Raw genomic sequence first — 15,912 nt, forward strand, 5'->3', positions numbered from 1 at the left:
TGTATTTCCAGAAGTCCATTCATTAACTCAACAATAAGTCTGGAGACGGTCTTGATTGGAACACCGCTACTGTTACTCATACTGCTCCTGATCATGTCAGGCCTGTATGTACTGGGCAAAAAGCGCGCACTGGCATCAGTAGATGGTTGGTCAGGAATCAGGCATCTGCACTCTCTTCCCAGCTACTATGGTTTCTACGCTGCGCTATGGGCAGGTTTACCGGCTTTTCTGGTACTGGTTTTATGGAATGGTTTCCAGGACACCTTCATTATGGATCTGGTTGTTTCGGGACTTCCACAGGAGTTGCAGAAGCTCGAAGAAGCGCCCCTCAGCCTTGTAATAAACGATATCAAGAACCTGGCTGCCGGTGATGTTGTGTCAGCTGACTCGGAAGCCATCCAGGCAGCTGCCGCCCACTATTCCAGCCTGCAGGCAACGGCGATGGCAGCCAAGGCTGTACTGATACTGATACTCGCGGCTCTTGGTGGTGTATACGCCATGAGGGTGATCACACCACAGCTTCGTGCGCGCAATCTTGTTGAATCAATTATCAAGGGGCTACTGATTCTCTGTTCTACCCTGGCGATCTTTACTACCGTCGGCATCGTCCTGTCGGTACTGTTTGAATCGATTCGTTTCTTCCAGATGATTCCGGTTACGGATTTTCTGTTTGGAACTCACTACAACCCGGGCACTCTGTCATTTGGTGCAGTGCCACTGTTTGCCGGCACCCTGCTGATTTCACTGATCGCCATGGTGATCGCAGTGCCAATCGGCCTGCTTGCGGCAGTCTACCTTGCCGAGTACGCAAGCCCGAATCTAAGAGCATATGCGAAGCCGGTACTTGAAATCCTTGCCGGTATCCCGACAGTCGTATACGGCTTCTTCGCTGCCCTGACAGTTGCCCCCTTTATTGCCGAGCTTGGTACATCGGTTGGCCTCACGGTTTCAACAGAAAGTGCACTGGCTGCGGGCGTGGTAATGGGCATCATGATTATCCCCTTTATCTCGTCGCTTTCCGACGATGTCATCAACTCGGTGCCCCAGGCAATGCGAGATGCCTCGTATGGTCTCGGCGCGACGCGTTCAGAGACAATCACCAAGGTGATTTTGCCGGCAGCCCTGCCGGGTATTGTCGGCTCTGTACTGCTGGCCGCATCTCGCGCCATCGGCGAGACCATGATCGTGGTGATGGCCGCAGGTCTTGCGGCCAAACTGACAGCCAATCCGCTGGATACAGTGACCACGGTGACGGTGCAGATCGTAACTGCACTGGTTGGCGATAATGAATTCGACAGCCCCAAGACACTGGTCGCATTTGCTCTTGGCCTGGTGCTTTTCTTTGTCACACTGGCGCTTAACGTCGTTGCCTTGCACGTGGTACGCAAGTATCGCGAGCAGTACGATTAGGGAGAGGCACATGGCAATCAACAACACAGAAGCCGTCAAAAAAACGCTGCCCAGGCGCTATCGCAAGGAGCGTCATTTTCGCTTGATCGGGCTGTCGGCTATCTTCATCGGTCTGGCGTTCGTATTCCTGCTCTTCTACAACATAATTTCGAAGGGCTACTCGGCATTTACCCAGTCCTATATCGAATTGCCGATTACCTTTTCCGAGGAAATGATCGATCCCAAGGGCGACCGCGATCCGAAAGTGATTGCCGGTGCCAACTATAGTGGCCTGATCAAGAAAGTGATGAGAGATCAGTTCCCTGATGTGAAGGGGCGCAAAATCAAGCGGAAACTCTACCGGATTGTCAGCAGTGGAGCTGGTTACGACCTGCAGGCGATGGTCGTGAATGATCACTCCCTGATCGGCCAGACGAAAACACTGTGGTTGCTTGCCGACGACGAAGTCGACATGTACATGAAGGGCTATGTCTCTGATGTCGAAAAACGCACCCCTGATGCAGAAGCGACTGTCACCGTGACGGATGGAAAGGTTCTCATTCAGAGTCGTGGCCAGTTTACCGGGCTGGTAGAGATAGCCCGGGCCAGTGCCGAAGAGGTTATTCGACAGGGTGATCGTCGTATCAGCCGGGTCAAGTCAAGGCAGCAGAGCGTCAAGGATGATCTCGAAAACCAGAGACAGCTCCTCGACGAAGCAACGAATTACGGACATGTAAAGTCAATTGAACGAATCTCGGAGGTTATTCAAGACCTCGAGGGACGCATCGCTTCCCTGCAGAGCGAGATTGATGCACTCGAGAAGCGTGTCGCTTCGATCCAGGCAACACTGGATATTCCTGATGGCATACTTCAACAGACTCCGGAATCTGCCAGCCTCTTGATCAAGATGCATGGCGGTGTTGTCAAGGTGGCCAGCCTCTCTGCTGATATCATCAATGGAGAATCTCTAGTCGCCCTGAAAGAGACAACCCCACTGCAGCCGGGGGAGTGGGAAATCCTGAGTATACAGACACCAGAGCAGGATCGCCGCTTCTCTGACAGGTCGATTGCCTGGGCGGAAATCCTCAAGAGCAAAGGCATGATAGAGAGCAAGTTCAACGTGCCTTTCTTTACCCATGGTGATTCACGTGAGCCTGAACAGTCTGGTATTGCCGGTGCGCTGATGGGCTCTTTCTATACCCTGGTGGTGACCCTGTTATTGTCGTTCCCGATCGGCGTCGCTGCAGCCATTTATCTCGAGGAGTTCGCGCCCAAGAACAGGTGGAGTGACCTCATCGAGGTCAACATCAACAACCTTGCGGCTGTGCCATCGATTGTATTTGGCCTGCTAGGCCTTGCCGTGTTCATCAACTTTTTCGGCATGCCGCGATCAGCACCTGTTGTCGGTGGCGTGGTGCTGACACTGATGACCTTGCCGACCATCATTATCGCCAGTCGCGCTGCTCTCAAATCGGTGCCGCCGTCGATTCGCGAGGCGGCACTGGGTATGGGTGCATCACGCATGCAGACAATTTTTCATCATGTGTTGCCACTCGCTATGCCGGGCATGCTGACCGGCTCCATTATTGGCATGGCACAGGCGCTGGGTGAAACAGCACCGCTGCTGATGATCGGCATGGTTGCCTTCATCGTCGATATTCCGGGCAGTGCATTTGACCCGTCAACCGTGCTGCCAGTACAGATCTACCTGTGGGCTGACAGCCCGGAACGCGCCTTTGTGGAAAGAACATCTGCTGCAATCATCGTGCTGCTTGTATTCCTGATCACCATGAATGCTTTGGCAGTCTTGTTGCGCAAGAAATTTGAACGCCGTTGGTAAGCACCAATATCGTGATATTGAGGATATGAATGTGAACAAACCAGTTGAGCCCGCTGTCTTGCCGGCCGAGGAAGAGTTGGATCAATTTGCCGCTTTTGAGAAGTCAGGCTTCGATGGTACTGTCGGCAAGGTAACCAGCGATGACCCTTGTATGACAGCGAAAAATGTCGATGTCTTTTATGCCGAGAAGCATGCGATCATCGATGTCAGCGTTGATCTCGGGCGTAACGAGGTGCTGTCGATGATCGGTCCTTCGGGCTGCGGTAAGTCGACCTTTTTGCGTTGCCTTAACCGCATGAATGACACAATCGACATCTGTCGTGTGGAGGGAGATATCCAGCTAGACGAGGAAGATATCTACAACAAGCAGATGGACGTGGTGTTGCTGCGTGCCCGTGTCGGTATGGTTTTTCAGAAACCCAATCCGTTTCCCAAATCCATTTACGAGAATGTCGCCTACGGTCCGCGAATCCATGGTTTGGCTGCGAGCAAGACCGACATGGATGAAGTCGTCGAGACCAGTCTGCGCAAGGCCGGTCTGTGGGGCGAGGTTAAAGATCGTCTCGATACCCCGGGAACCGGTCTCTCCGGTGGTCAGCAGCAGCGTCTCTGTATAGCGCGAGCCATTGCGGTATCACCCGAGGTGATCCTGATGGATGAGCCCTGTTCGGCGCTTGATCCAATTGCCACGGCAAAAATAGAGGAGCTGATCGATGAGTTACGTAAAAACTACACCATTGCTATCGTCACTCACTCAATGCAGCAGGCGGCACGTGTGTCGCAACGTACGGCCTATTTTCATCTTGGCTACCTTGTCGAAGTGGGTGAGACCGACGACATTTTCACTAACCCGCAACATAAACTCACAGAAGACTATATAACGGGCCGTTTCGGTTGATCGAGGAGATGAGTCAATGAACGAACAGAGTAACCAGCACACAGTACGTGCCTATAACGTGGAGCTTGATCAGCTGCGGCACCTGATTCGCAGTATCACCAAGCTTGTACGCCTGCAGATTCATGACGCAGCTGCGTCGCTCAAAAATGAAGACGTGGAAATGGCACGCGAGGTGATTCTGCGCGATATGGAGGTCAACAAGCTCGATTTGCAGGCCGATGAAGAGATCATTCGCGTGATCGCAAAACGCCAGCCAATGGCGAGGGATCTGCGCGAAATCATGACGGCAGGAAAGATTGTTTCCGATCTCGAACGTATCGGTGACCAGGCACGGCGTGTGGCACGTTTGACAATTCAGTTCTATGACGGTGATCGCAATCCGCCGAATCAGCACATGCTCTCCGATATCTACACGATGAGCCGTTATGTTGACGAGATGATCGAGAAAGCGATCGACTCATTCGATAACCGTGACCTTGATAGTGCGGGTGAAGTGGTTGAGATGGGCCTCGACCTGATAGACCAGTTCCGTTCAGCGATCCGTCGCCTGTCGACATTCATCATGGAAGACTCCCGCAGTGTTGGTTACGCAGTTGATATCGTCCTGGCACTGCGTGCACTTGAACGTGTTGGTGGCCACTCGAAGAATATCGCCCGTTACATGGTTTACATGATCAAGGGCAAGGATGTTCGCCACGAAACAACTGAACGCCTTCTGCAGGAGATGCATACCGACTGACCAGGCAGTCAGTAGTTATTGATCAATAGTCACCCCGGTTGCCTTGCTTCCGGGGTTTTCTTTTTTGTCACCTCTTGCTGGTGATATCATGAGGACTCTCAACAGAATCGGGCCAATCTATGACGCCATGGTGGCAAAAACAGTCTGAAGAGGCGCGCCTGCGCCTGGCGAGACATGATGCGTTGTTGCATCTTGCCGTGCTGGCTGTCATTGCAGGCGTTCTTTCAGGCCTGGTGATTATCGCCTTCCGCCTGTTGGTTGAGGAGTTGGCAGCTTTCTGGTCGCCCTCAGGTTCTGAAGAAGATTTCGAAGCGGTGTCGCTGCAGTATCGCCTGGTGCTGCCATTGCTTGGTGCTGTTTTACTGGCAATCCTCTATGTCAGGTTTGGCAAGGGTGTGCGCGTACTGGGTGTGGCTCGTGTCATCGAGCGCATGAATTATCACCAGGGCCATCACAGCCTGCGTGGATTCCTGATGCAGTTTTTTGGCGCTACTATTGCTATCGTCAGCGGTCACTCGGTTGGGCGCGAGGGTCCACACGTCTTTCTGGGCGCTGCTGCCAGCAGTCTCTTCGGGCAGAAGCTGCGGCTGCCCAACAACAGTATTCGTACACTGGTTGCCTGTGGAACCGCCGCCGGTATTGCCGCCTCTTTTAATACACCACTGGCCGGGGTGATTTTTGCCCTTGAAGTTGTGGTGATGGAATACACGATTGCGAGCTTCATACCAGTCGTTCTTGCCGCGGCAAGTGCAACCCTGGTTTCGATTGCTGCCTTTGGAAATGCTCCTGCTTTTACCATTCAACCACTGTCGCTGACGTCGCTGACAGATGTGCCCATGGTCATATTGCTCGGACTGATTGCCGGTGCGCTTGCAACGCTGATGATCCTGCTGGTCAAGCTGGTTGCAGGGCGTGCCAAGCGACTGGAGATGTGGCAACGCATGTTGATCGCGGGTTTCGTCATGCTGCCGTTCGCGTGGCTGTTGCCGCAGACCATGGGTGTTGGCTATGACACGGTCAACCAGTTGTTTGGTGGTGAGACCCTGCTACAGCTGGCGCTATTGCTGGTGCTTGGCAAGTTGCTTGCAACCTCGGCCGTGATTGGCCTGGGCATACCCGGTGGCATTATCGGGCCATCTCTTTTCATCGGTGCTGCCCTGGGCGCTGCCTGTGAAGCGCTTGCTGTTTCGGCCGGTATGGATGTGGTGCCGGGATTCCTGCCGCTGCTTGGCATGGGTGCCATGATGGGGGCCACCTTGCAGGCGCCACTTGCAGCGTTGACCGCAATGATGGAACTGACGCATGCGCCGGGAATTATCATGCCGGGCATGCTTGCGATCGTGATTGCTTCCATGACCGCGAGCGAAGTATTCGGTCAGGAGTCGATTTTTATCACCATGATGAAGGCGGCGGGGCTCGACATCGATCAAAACCCGGTGCGACAGGCTTTGCGACGTCTTGGTGTTGTCAGTGCCATGTCGACAGATTTCAGTAGAACGCGTCAGCAGATCAAGGTCGGCGAGGCGCAGCAGTTACTGCAAGACAAACCAGTATGGTTACTGGTGGAGAAGGATGATGGCAGTGCAGTTCTGCTGCGAGCAGTTGATCTTGCCGGTGTTATTGGTGAGAAGGAGGAGGCAAATAGCGACCCGGTGGAGGAAGCAACTATTGATTTGCTCGATATACCCGGGCAGCGATTCGATGCCACGGCTGTCTCATCACGTGCGACCCTGCAGGAAGCGCTGGAGAAACTTGATACACAAGTCGCCGAGGCGCTCTACGTGGAAAGTGACAGTGTGACTGGTGTTCCAAGGATCTATGGCATTCTGACGCGTGACATGATCGAATCTGCTTATCGCTAGGTTTTTTGGATCAATCTTTCAGGCAGGATCGCCTTTTTTCAGTGCCTTTTTGCATTCAAACGGAGTTATTTCTCAGATAACTCCATTGTAATCAATGGCTTGTTAGTTTCCCCGGGCTGTTTCAGCATACCCCCCTTTAGGGATGTTTCAGCAGCTTTTTGCATACGGTAAAGTGCCATGCTGAATATTTATCTGCTCTTGAGTGGAATGAGAAAACTGGAGATAAAAGAAAATGGCCAGACAAACTGATTTTATTGCACCGTCGATCCTGTCGGCAGACTTCGCCAAGCTGGGTCCCGAGTGTGTCGATATACTCAACGCCGGTGCCGACGTGATCCATTTCGACGTAATGGATAACCACTATGTACCTAACCTGACTATTGGCCCGCTGGTGTGTGACGCGCTGCGTAATCATGGCATCACCGCTCCTATTGATGTGCACCTGATGGTCAAGCCGGTTGATCGAATCATTCCCGATTTTGCCAAGGCGGGTGCCAGCTACATCACTTTCCATCCGGAAGCGTCTGAGCACGTTGATCGTTCGCTCTCACTGATTCGGGAAAGTGGCTGTAAATCAGGTCTCGTATTCAACCCGAGCACTTCGCTCTCTCATCTTGAATACGTGATGGACAAGGTCGACATGATCCTGCTGATGTCAGTTAACCCGGGTTTCGGCGGCCAGAGCTTTATTCCGTCAGCACTCGACAAGCTGCGCATCGTACGCAAGATGATTGATGATTCGGGCCGTGATATCCGTCTCGAAATCGATGGCGGCGTCAAGGTTGACAACATCGCCGAGATCAAGGCTGCTGGTGCAGATACCTTCGTTTCCGGCTCCGGTCTTTTTGCTTTTGGTAACGATGAAGATCCGAACCGTTACGACACTATCATCAAGCAGATGCGTGACGCGATGGCGACTGTCTGACAGGCACGCTAATCCTGTACAGCGCCCGCAATAGCGGGCGCTTTGTTTTTCACGTCAAAATGGCGAATCTGATATGGCAATTACAAAACCTGAAATGATCCTCATCGATGTCGACGGCACCCTGGTCGACAGTGTTCCTGACCTGGCTTACTGCGTAGACGAAATGATGCAGCAGATTGGACGCCCCCCGCACGGCAGCGAAAAGGTGCGTGACTGGGTCGGCAACGGTGTTGAGCGTCTTGTGCGCCGTGCGCTGGTAGGCCGTCTTGTTGGTGAGCCGGCGGATGAGGATTTTGAAAAAGCATACCCGATCTTTCTCGATCTCTATGCCGAAAACACCTCGAAGCGCTCAAGCCTCTATGACGGTGTTGCCGAGGGGCTCGAGTACATGAAGAGTGCGGGCTACCGTCTCGGTTGTGTCACCAACAAGGCGGAGCAGTTCACTCTTCCTCTGCTGGCTGACCTGGGAATTGCCGATCGTTTCGAAGTGACTATTTGTGGTGACACGCTGGCAAAGAAGAAACCAGATCCCATGCCTTTGCTGCATGCCGCAGAGTTTTTTGGCATTGAGCCCGCTAATGCATTGATGCTGGGAGACTCAATCAGTGACATCAAGGCTGCACGTGCGGCAGGTTTTCAAATCATCTGCATGAGCTACGGTTACAACCACGGTGAGGATATCCGTAACTACGATCCTGACCTTGTGATTGATTCGATGGTTGAATTGAAGGGCGTGCTCTGATGGATCGCGGGCCGATTATTGCTCCTGCAAAAATGGCATTTCTGCCGTGCAGGGACGCACAAAAGCGGCCGCCATCCTGGCGGCCATGAGGGCTCAGTTCCTACGGGGTGTGGTGTTGTTGTAGGAGTCCCGCCCCCGGGGCGATTCTGTAATTCTTGAACTCACCATCCGCAGGTGAGGCAAAAGCGAGCGCACTTGAAAGCAGTTGCAGGTCTCCCTCTTTTTCATCGGCCTTTCCATAGAGCCGATCCCCGATGATCGGAAATCCGGCCTCTGCAAGATGCTGCCTGATCTGGTGTTTTCTGCCTGTCTCGATATTAATCTCCAGCAGTGATCTGTCACTTTCTGAATCATAGTTGAGAAGGCGCGCATGACTGACTGCGGCCTTGTAATCGACCGGGGTATCCATCGTTAGCATCTCGGGGAATCGTCCACTCACGATCGCTTCGTAACGCTTGTCGATTTTGCGCTCGCGGAACAGTTTCGCGAATGCGGCGGCAATTTTTTTACTGTGCGCAATGATCATCAATCCGCTGGCATGTCGATCGAGACGGTGGACGATAAAGGCAGGGCGCTGCATACGCGTCTCGACATGGCGATCGATGCTGCAGTGGTCACCCCATTTTGATCCCTGGCTGAACATGCCGCGAGGTTTGAACCAGATACTGAAGCTGGTCTCGTCTGCAATCAATTCTGCTTGTGCTGGCTGTTGTGCAAGGATGGCCTCGTCATAGTAGAGGTGTAGTTCATCTCCCGCCACGAGCGCTTTTTTTGCACGCCGGATGCGATGTGTCTGCTTGCCACGCGTGTGCCAGACTGCACCACTTGCCATGACTTTCTTGATCGCCTGTTTTGACAGGCCACTGGCATCGGCAAGCAGCGTGACTGCATCTGCCTCACTGCTCTCGACCTGGATATGCTTTTCGATTTTTACCGGTGCCTTGTCAGGTGAATTCATTGAAGAATCCTGGCGATAAAGTGGCCGGTATGTGATTTGTCTGCCATCTGTGCAAGTTGCTCAGGCGTGCCGGCAGCGACAATTTCACCGCCCAGGTTGCCGCCCTCGGGTCCGAGATCAACAATCCAGTCGGCCGTCTTGATGACATCGAGGTTGTGCTCAATGACAACCACGGTATTGCCGTGGTCGCGCAGCCTGTGCAGTACGGCAAGCAGGTGCTTGACGTCATGAAAGTGCAGTCCTGTTGTCGGCTCATCGAGAATGTAGAGCGTGTTGCCGGTATCGCGCTTGGAAAGTTCTCGTGAGAGCTTGACGCGCTGTGCCTCGCCACCCGACAGGGTTGTCGCATTCTGGCCCAGCTGGATATACGAAAGGCCGACATCCATAAGTGTCTGCAGCTTGCGCTTGATGGCTGGCACTGCGTCGAAAAACTCCAGGCCTTCCTCAATGGTCATGGCGAGTACTTCGTCGATGGTCTTGCCCTTGTATCGAATATCAAGGGTCTCGCGGTTGTAACGCTTGCCCTTGCAGGTGTCGCACTGCACGTACATGTCGGGGAGGAAATGCATCTCTACCTTGATGACACCGTCACCGGCGCAGGCTTCGCAACGTCCGCCCTTGACGTTAAAGGAGAAGCGTCCCGGTGTGTAACCGCGGGCACGTGATTCGGGTGTGCCAGCAAACAGTTCACGCACCGGGGTGAAAATGCCTGTGTAGGTTGCCGGGTTGGATCGTGGTGTACGACCAATCGGGCTCTGGTCGATATCAACGACCTTGTCGAAATGTTGCAGTCCGTCGATCTCTTCGTGGGCGGCAGCAGTCAGCGTGGTGGCTTTGTTGAGTTCAGTTGCCGCGAGTGGATAGAGGGTGTCATTGATCAGGGTCGATTTGCCCGAACCGGAGACGCCGGTAACACAGGTCAGCAGGCCGACAGGAATCTCCAGCGAGACCCGCTTGAGATTGTTGCCGGTTGCCCCATTGATAACGAGCTTGCGCTCCGGATCCATGGGAGTGCGCTGAGATGGTACCTCGATGCATTTCTTTCCGCTGAGATACTGTCCGGTGAGTGACTCCTCGGTGGCCGCAATTTCATCAGCCGTACCCTGGGCGACGATCTGCCCGCCGTGCACTCCGGCACCGGGGCCGATATCGAGAACATGGTCGGCGGCACGTATGGCGTCCTCGTCATGTTCGACGACGATAACCGTATTTCCAAGGTCTCGCAGGTAATTGAGGGTATTTAGAAGGCGTTCATTGTCACGTTGGTGCAGGCCGATTGAGGGTTCGTCGAGTACATACATGACGCCGACAAGGCCGGCACCGATCTGGCTTGCGAGGCGAATGCGCTGTGCTTCACCACCGGAAAGTGTCTCTGCACTACGGTCTAGAGACAAGTAGTTGAGGCCGACATTGACCAGGAAAGATAGCCTCTGATCGATCTCTTTAATGACTTTAGACGCAATTTCACCTCTTTTGCCGGGTAATTTGAGGCTTTTAGCAAAATCAAGCGCCTGGTCTATCGGCATCACCGTGATGTCGGGCAGGCTAAGGTCTCCAACAAAGACATTGCGTGCCGCCGTGTTGAGACGGCTACCGTGACAGTCAGGACAGGATTGTGTCGAGACGAACTTGGCGAGCTCCTCGCGAACCGAGTTGGACTCGGTTTCATGATAGCGCCGCTTGGTGTTGTTGATGATGCCCTCGAACGGCTGTTTCTTGGTCACCGAGCGACCGCGTTCGTTTCGCCAGGTAAAGGCGATCTGCTTGCCTGCCGTACCGTGCAGCACCAGTTTCTGGTTCTTGCTGGTGAGTTCATTCCAGGGTGTTTCGAGATCAAAGCCGGCCCAGTCAGCAACTGCTCTCAGCAGTTGGAAGTAGTAGCTGCTGCGCCTGTCCCAGCCCCTGATAGCACCGCCGGCGAGGCTCAACTCTTCATTGGAGATGATCTTGCCCGGATCGAAAAACTGCTCAACGCCGAGACCGTCGCATGTCGGACAGGCGCCAACCGGGTTGTTGAATGAGAAGAGGCGCGGCTCGAGTTCCTCGATACTGTAGCCGCAGGTGGGGCATGCAAAATTGGCGGAGAAGGTGAGATCATCCTTTTCCGGTTCATCCATCCACGCCACGTGGGCCACGCCGCCAGCCAGGTTGAGCGCAGTTTCAAATGATTCGGCGAGACGCTGCTGCAGGTCATCACGAACCTTGAAGCGGTCGATGACAACATCAATGCTGTGTTTCTTGTGCAGCTCCAGTTCGGGTGGATCATCAAGTTCGAAGATATCGCCATCGATGCGTGCACGCAGGAAGCCCTGCGCATGCAATTCACCAAGCAGCTTGTGGTATTCACCCTTGCGCTCGGAGATCACTGGCGCCAGCAGCATCAGCTTGTCACCTTCAGGCAGTGCCAGCACCTGGTCGACCATCTGGCTGACTGTCTGTGCCTCGAGGGTCAACTTGTGATCCGGACACATGGGTGTTCCGGCACGTGCAAACAGCAGTCGCAGGTAGTCGTGAATTTCGGTGATGGTACCGACCGTGGAGCGTGGGTTATGGCTGGTGGTTTTCTGCTCGATCGAGATTGCCGGTGAAAGCCCCTCGATATGGTCAATATCCGGCTTCTCCATCATCGACAGGAACTGGCGCGCATAGGCCGACAGTGACTCGACGTAACGGCGCTGTCCCTCTGCATAAATCGTGTCGAAGGCGAGTGAAGATTTGCCGGAGCCGGAGAGACCTGTTATGACAATCAGCTTGTCACGAGGGAGCTGCAGCGAAATGTTCTTCAGATTGTGGGTGCGTGCACCCTGTATATGGATAGTTTCCATGATTTAGAGAATTGTTATCACAGCGAAATTGGGCCGAATCAGGTACTATACGACGTTTGACGGATAACGGGCAAAGGGTCTTTCAGATAATGGCGTCTTCCACATCGCCAAGTATGTCAGCGACGGAGAAAAAGGCAGCAGTTTCGCTGGCCGGTATTTTCGCACTGCGCATGTTTGGGCTCTTTCTGATAATGCCCGTTTTTGCCATTTATGCCGGCAATCTTGACGGTGTGACACCGGTCCTGATCGGTCTTGCCATCGGAATCTACGGCCTCACCCAGGCGCTCTTCCAAATTCCTTTTGGTATGTTGTCGGACCGTATCGGGCGCAAGCCTGTGATCATTGGCGGTTTGTTGCTGTTTGCCATCGGCAGCGTGGTTGCGGCAAATGGCGATTCGATAATCACAGTCATTATCGGCCGTGCTATCCAGGGCAGTGGCGCAATCGCTGCGGCTGTTATGGCGCTAGCAGCCGACCTGACGCGTGAGACGCACAGAACCAAGGCGATGGCGATTATTGGAATGAGTATCGGATTCTCCTTTGCTCTGTCGCTGGTTGCCGGGCCGCTACTGGGTGCATGGATCGGTGTTTCAGGTATCTTCTGGCTGACGGCAGTGCTTGCGCTTGCAGGCATCGGCATCCTCGCGCTGTTTGTCCCGACACCGGCAAAAAGTAGTGTGCACCGTGATGCCGAGTCTGTGCCCGGCCAGTTTGGACGGGTGCTGTCAAATACGGGCCTGTTGCGCCTTGATTTCGGTATCTTTGTGCTGCACATGGTGATGACATCGCTGTTTATCTCCTATCCGCTGATGCTGCGTGATAGTGGTGGGCTTGCCGTCGTCGATCACTGGATGGTCTACCTGCCGGTGTTGCTGGTCTCCATTGCCATGATGGTTCCATTCATTATCATTGCCGAGCGCCGCAACAAGATGAAACCCGTGTTTCTCGGAGCTGTTGCTTCGCTGGCGATCGCACAGGCAGGACTGGGATTGATGGCCGAGAGCCTGTGGGGGCTGGTGGGCTGGCTGCTGCTCTACTTTGCGGCATTTAACCTGTTGGAGGCGACCCTGCCGTCACTAATCTCGAGAATTGCGCCGGCCAGTAGCAAGGGCACTGCGATGGGGGTCTACTCGACATCACAGTTTTTTGGTGCATTTCTTGGCGGCCTTGTTGGCGGCTGGGTTTTCAGTCACCATGGTGCGCAGGGCGTTATGTTGTTCGGCGCAATCGCAGTCAGCGTCTGGCTGCTGGCAGCTGCCGGAATGCAGGCGCCATTACTTAAAACACGCATGCTGAAAATTCCTGATGGAACCAACGATCTGCAGGCCTATGAGCAGCGCCTCAATGCAATTGAAGGCGTCGAGGAAGTGGTGCTTGTAACAGAAGAGTCTGTCGCTTACCTGAAGGTCAACAGCAGGCAACTCGATACAATAAGTCTGGAAGCTGAAGAGGCTTCCGCATAAACTGAACAGAATAGATAACTGGAGGAGAGCGAAATGGCTCAGCGTGGAGTAAATAAAGTCATCCTGGTAGGCAATCTCGGGAAAGACCCGGATGTCCGCTACATGCCCAACGGCAATGCCGTGGCAAATATCACTTTGGCAACCAGCGAAACCTGGAAAGACAAGAATACCGGAGAGCAGCAGGAGAAGACCGAGTGGCACCGGGTGGTGATGTTCCGTCGTCTTGGCGAGATCGCCGGTGAGTATCTCAAGAAAGGCTCAAAAGTCTATATCGAGGGACGCCTGCAGACGCGGAAGTGGCAGGACAACAACGGACAGGATCGTTACACCACGGAGATTGTTGCTGACCAGATGCAGATGCTCGACAGCCGCGGAGGTTCCGCACCGATGGGTGGCGGCGGAGGTGGTGGCGCACCAGCCAGGCAGCAGCAGTCCAACGACAACGGTTTCTCTCAGCAGAGCGAGCCGCCACCAGCGGATTTTGATGACGATATTCCATTCTAGCGGGTACCTTAGACAGTATTCGTAAAGAAACTGCAAATAAGGCTCTGTTTATACAGAGCCTTTTTGTTTGTAGAGGCCCATAAGTCTCATGTCGATTAATCAATAATGCGAATGGTTACCCGCTTACCATCGTCTACCTCATCACTGGGGTGGTTGATGACGTTCTCTCCCAACTTTACCCCCTCATCGATCTGGGCGACCAGACCGTTGCGTTTGCCAAGCTTCACGACTCTGCGCTTGGCATGACCGTTTTCCACCACAAACAGTGCCCAACCATCACGATAGCGGAACAGGCTGCTGGCGGGCACCTGCAGTACACTATCCTGGTGCCAGAGGATAAAACGTGCCTCGACGCGGTAGCCGTCACCCAGGCGTTGCCATTGGGCGGCAGAGGAGGTGAAGTCGGAGATGATCAGTACCCGCTGCTCCTCTACCCCCAGGGCGGAGACCTTGGTAAAGCCGACTGGCTCTACGATGCGTACCCGACCCTCCAGTACCCCTTCACCACCCCAGCGGTCGAACAATACTCTCATCCCTGGCTTGACCTTCACCGCATCGGCAGAGAGTACATCTACCTCTACTTCCAGCGCAGAGGGATCGCCCACTTCCAGCAGTGGCTCGCCGGTGCGTACAGGTCCGGCACACTCGTGGTCGACCTTGAGAATACGACCATTAATCGGTGAGTGCACCGCTACCAGTTCCGGATTGTCGAGGTCGCTTTCGCTGCTGTATTCCAGCACGCTGCGTGCTGCCTCCAGCTCATAACTGGCGACCTCCACACTGAAATCGGCGGAGCGCTTGTTGGCCCTGGTGGTACTGGCACTGGTTTGTGTCTTGTCGAAGGTCTCTTTTGAGATCGCCCCCTGTTGCAGAAGAGGGGTGAGGCGGGCCAACTCCTTACTCGCCAACTGTTCAGCGGCTGCCGCGGCACGGGCCTTCTCCTCGGTGGCACGCAGTGCCGACTCAGCCGCCTCAACCTTGGCCCTGGCCTGGGCGCGGCTGCGTGGGTCGAGAACCTGCGAGGCCATTGGCGTAATACTGAGCAGTTGCTGACCCTGTTCTACCGGGTCACCGACATCGAGCTGTACACGACAGGTTACCCCGTCTACCGGGGCGGCGATGACATAACGGTCGATAACGCGGGTGCGTCCCTCCTCCTCGATAGTGATGGTGAGCGGTGCGCGTGTTGCCGGCTTGGCCTCAACCATGATCGGTTGCGGCCAGAAGCCCCAGGTTAGCAACAGGGCGATGACCACGGCGATGAAGGTAATGAGAGGATGTTTGCGCAAGAGCATAGGCATGGTGTTATTCCTTGGTCTTGAGTACGGCCACCATATCGAGGTGGGCGAGGTTACGCCAGATCATGATGGCGGAGATGATGGAAGAAGCGATCACCACCAGAGCGGCAAAGGCGTAGACATTAATGCCCAGCACCAGCGGGATGCGGTAGAGGTCGGTGTCGAACTGAAATGCCATGAAGGCGCAAAGGCCGTAACCCAGCAACAGTCCCAGCGGAATTGCCACCAGGGTGAGCAGGGCCAGTTCGCCCAGCAGGATGTAGGCGACTTCGCCCCGCTGAAAACCGAGTACCCTTAGGCTGGCCAATTCCCGGTTGCGTTCGGAGAGGGCGATGCGCATGCTGTTGTAGATCACGCCAAAGGCGATGCTGCCACCGAGCAGGGTGGAAATGAAGGTGAAGAAGAGCACCGACTCGGCGATGGTGTCGTAAAAAGCTCGAATCGCCGACTTCTGCTCCACCACTCCGGC

Annotated in this window: 13 protein-coding genes; 9 read left to right on the forward strand and 4 right to left on the reverse strand. The window is 54.4% G+C overall.

Annotated features, from left to right (window positions below; translation table 11 throughout):
- Positions 1-54 precede the first annotated feature (54 nt).
- The 7 genes from pstC to BOW06_RS09985 all read left to right on the forward strand — a co-directional run bounded on the left by pstC (position 55) and on the right by BOW06_RS09985 (position 8,395).
- Entirely contained in the window at positions 55-1,410 is a 1,356-nt protein-coding gene (gene pstC / locus BOW06_RS09955; RefSeq protein WP_043116728.1) for a phosphate ABC transporter permease subunit PstC, read from the forward strand.
- Between the two features lie 10 nt (positions 1,411-1,420).
- On the forward strand, positions 1,421-3,229 hold the full coding sequence (pstA, locus tag BOW06_RS13395; RefSeq protein WP_078452666.1) for a phosphate ABC transporter permease PstA: 1,809 nt from the start codon (positions 1,421-1,423) through the stop codon (positions 3,227-3,229).
- Positions 3,230-3,254: 25 nt separating this feature from the next.
- Positions 3,255-4,127, forward strand: a complete 873-nt coding sequence (gene pstB, locus BOW06_RS09965) for a phosphate ABC transporter ATP-binding protein PstB (protein ID WP_078452712.1) — start codon at positions 3,255-3,257, stop codon at positions 4,125-4,127.
- Positions 4,128-4,143: 16 nt separating this feature from the next.
- Positions 4,144-4,866: a phosphate signaling complex protein PhoU gene (gene phoU, locus BOW06_RS09970; protein ID WP_043116184.1), complete on the forward strand. Its 723-nt coding sequence runs from the start codon at positions 4,144-4,146 to the stop codon at positions 4,864-4,866.
- A gap of 119 nt (positions 4,867-4,985) precedes the next feature.
- A complete protein-coding gene (locus BOW06_RS09975; RefSeq protein WP_043116183.1) occupies positions 4,986-6,728 on the forward strand; it encodes a chloride channel protein in 1,743 nt (580 codons plus the stop codon).
- Positions 6,729-6,960: 232 nt separating this feature from the next.
- Positions 6,961-7,653, forward strand: coding sequence for a ribulose-phosphate 3-epimerase (gene rpe / locus BOW06_RS09980; RefSeq protein ID WP_043116181.1), 693 nt, complete (start codon positions 6,961-6,963; stop codon positions 7,651-7,653).
- Positions 7,654-7,726: 73 nt separating this feature from the next.
- On the forward strand, positions 7,727-8,395 hold the full coding sequence (locus BOW06_RS09985) for a phosphoglycolate phosphatase (protein ID WP_043116179.1): 669 nt from the start codon (positions 7,727-7,729) through the stop codon (positions 8,393-8,395).
- Positions 8,396-8,495: 100 nt separating this feature from the next.
- On the opposite strand, the gene BOW06_RS09990 is transcribed toward BOW06_RS09985, so the two are convergent.
- Both BOW06_RS09990 and uvrA read right to left on the reverse strand, forming a co-directional pair.
- Positions 8,496-9,353, reverse strand: a complete 858-nt coding sequence (locus BOW06_RS09990; RefSeq protein WP_052132042.1) for an RluA family pseudouridine synthase — start codon at positions 9,351-9,353, stop codon at positions 8,496-8,498.
- Positions 9,350-12,178 (reverse strand): excinuclease ABC subunit UvrA, encoded by a 2,829-nt coding sequence (gene uvrA, locus BOW06_RS09995; protein WP_078454656.1) that lies wholly within the window; start codon positions 12,176-12,178, stop codon positions 9,350-9,352. Before uvrA ends, BOW06_RS09990 begins: the two co-directional genes overlap by 4 nt.
- Before the next feature lie 113 nt (positions 12,179-12,291).
- On the opposite strand from uvrA, the gene BOW06_RS10000 reads away from it, so the two are divergent.
- Entirely contained in the window at positions 12,292-13,641 is a 1,350-nt protein-coding gene (locus tag BOW06_RS10000; protein WP_256858103.1) for an MFS transporter, read from the forward strand.
- Between the two features lie 33 nt (positions 13,642-13,674).
- Positions 13,675-14,145: a single-stranded DNA-binding protein gene (ssb, locus tag BOW06_RS10005; protein ID WP_043116172.1), complete on the forward strand. Its 471-nt coding sequence runs from the start codon at positions 13,675-13,677 to the stop codon at positions 14,143-14,145.
- 95 nt (positions 14,146-14,240) lie between these two features.
- Here the strand turns inward: ssb and BOW06_RS10010 are convergent, their stop codons facing one another.
- Both BOW06_RS10010 and BOW06_RS10015 read right to left on the reverse strand, forming a co-directional pair.
- A complete protein-coding gene (locus BOW06_RS10010) occupies positions 14,241-15,446 on the reverse strand; it encodes an efflux RND transporter periplasmic adaptor subunit (protein WP_043116170.1) in 1,206 nt (401 codons plus the stop codon).
- 4 nt (positions 15,447-15,450) lie between these two features.
- Positions 15,451-15,912: FtsX-like permease family protein (locus tag BOW06_RS10015; protein ID WP_144077462.1), on the reverse strand; the 462-nt coding region annotated here is incomplete at its 5' end.

The sequence above is a fragment of the Solemya velum gill symbiont genome (assembly GCF_002020255.1).
GTDB lineage: Bacteria > Pseudomonadota > Gammaproteobacteria > Chromatiales > Chromatiaceae.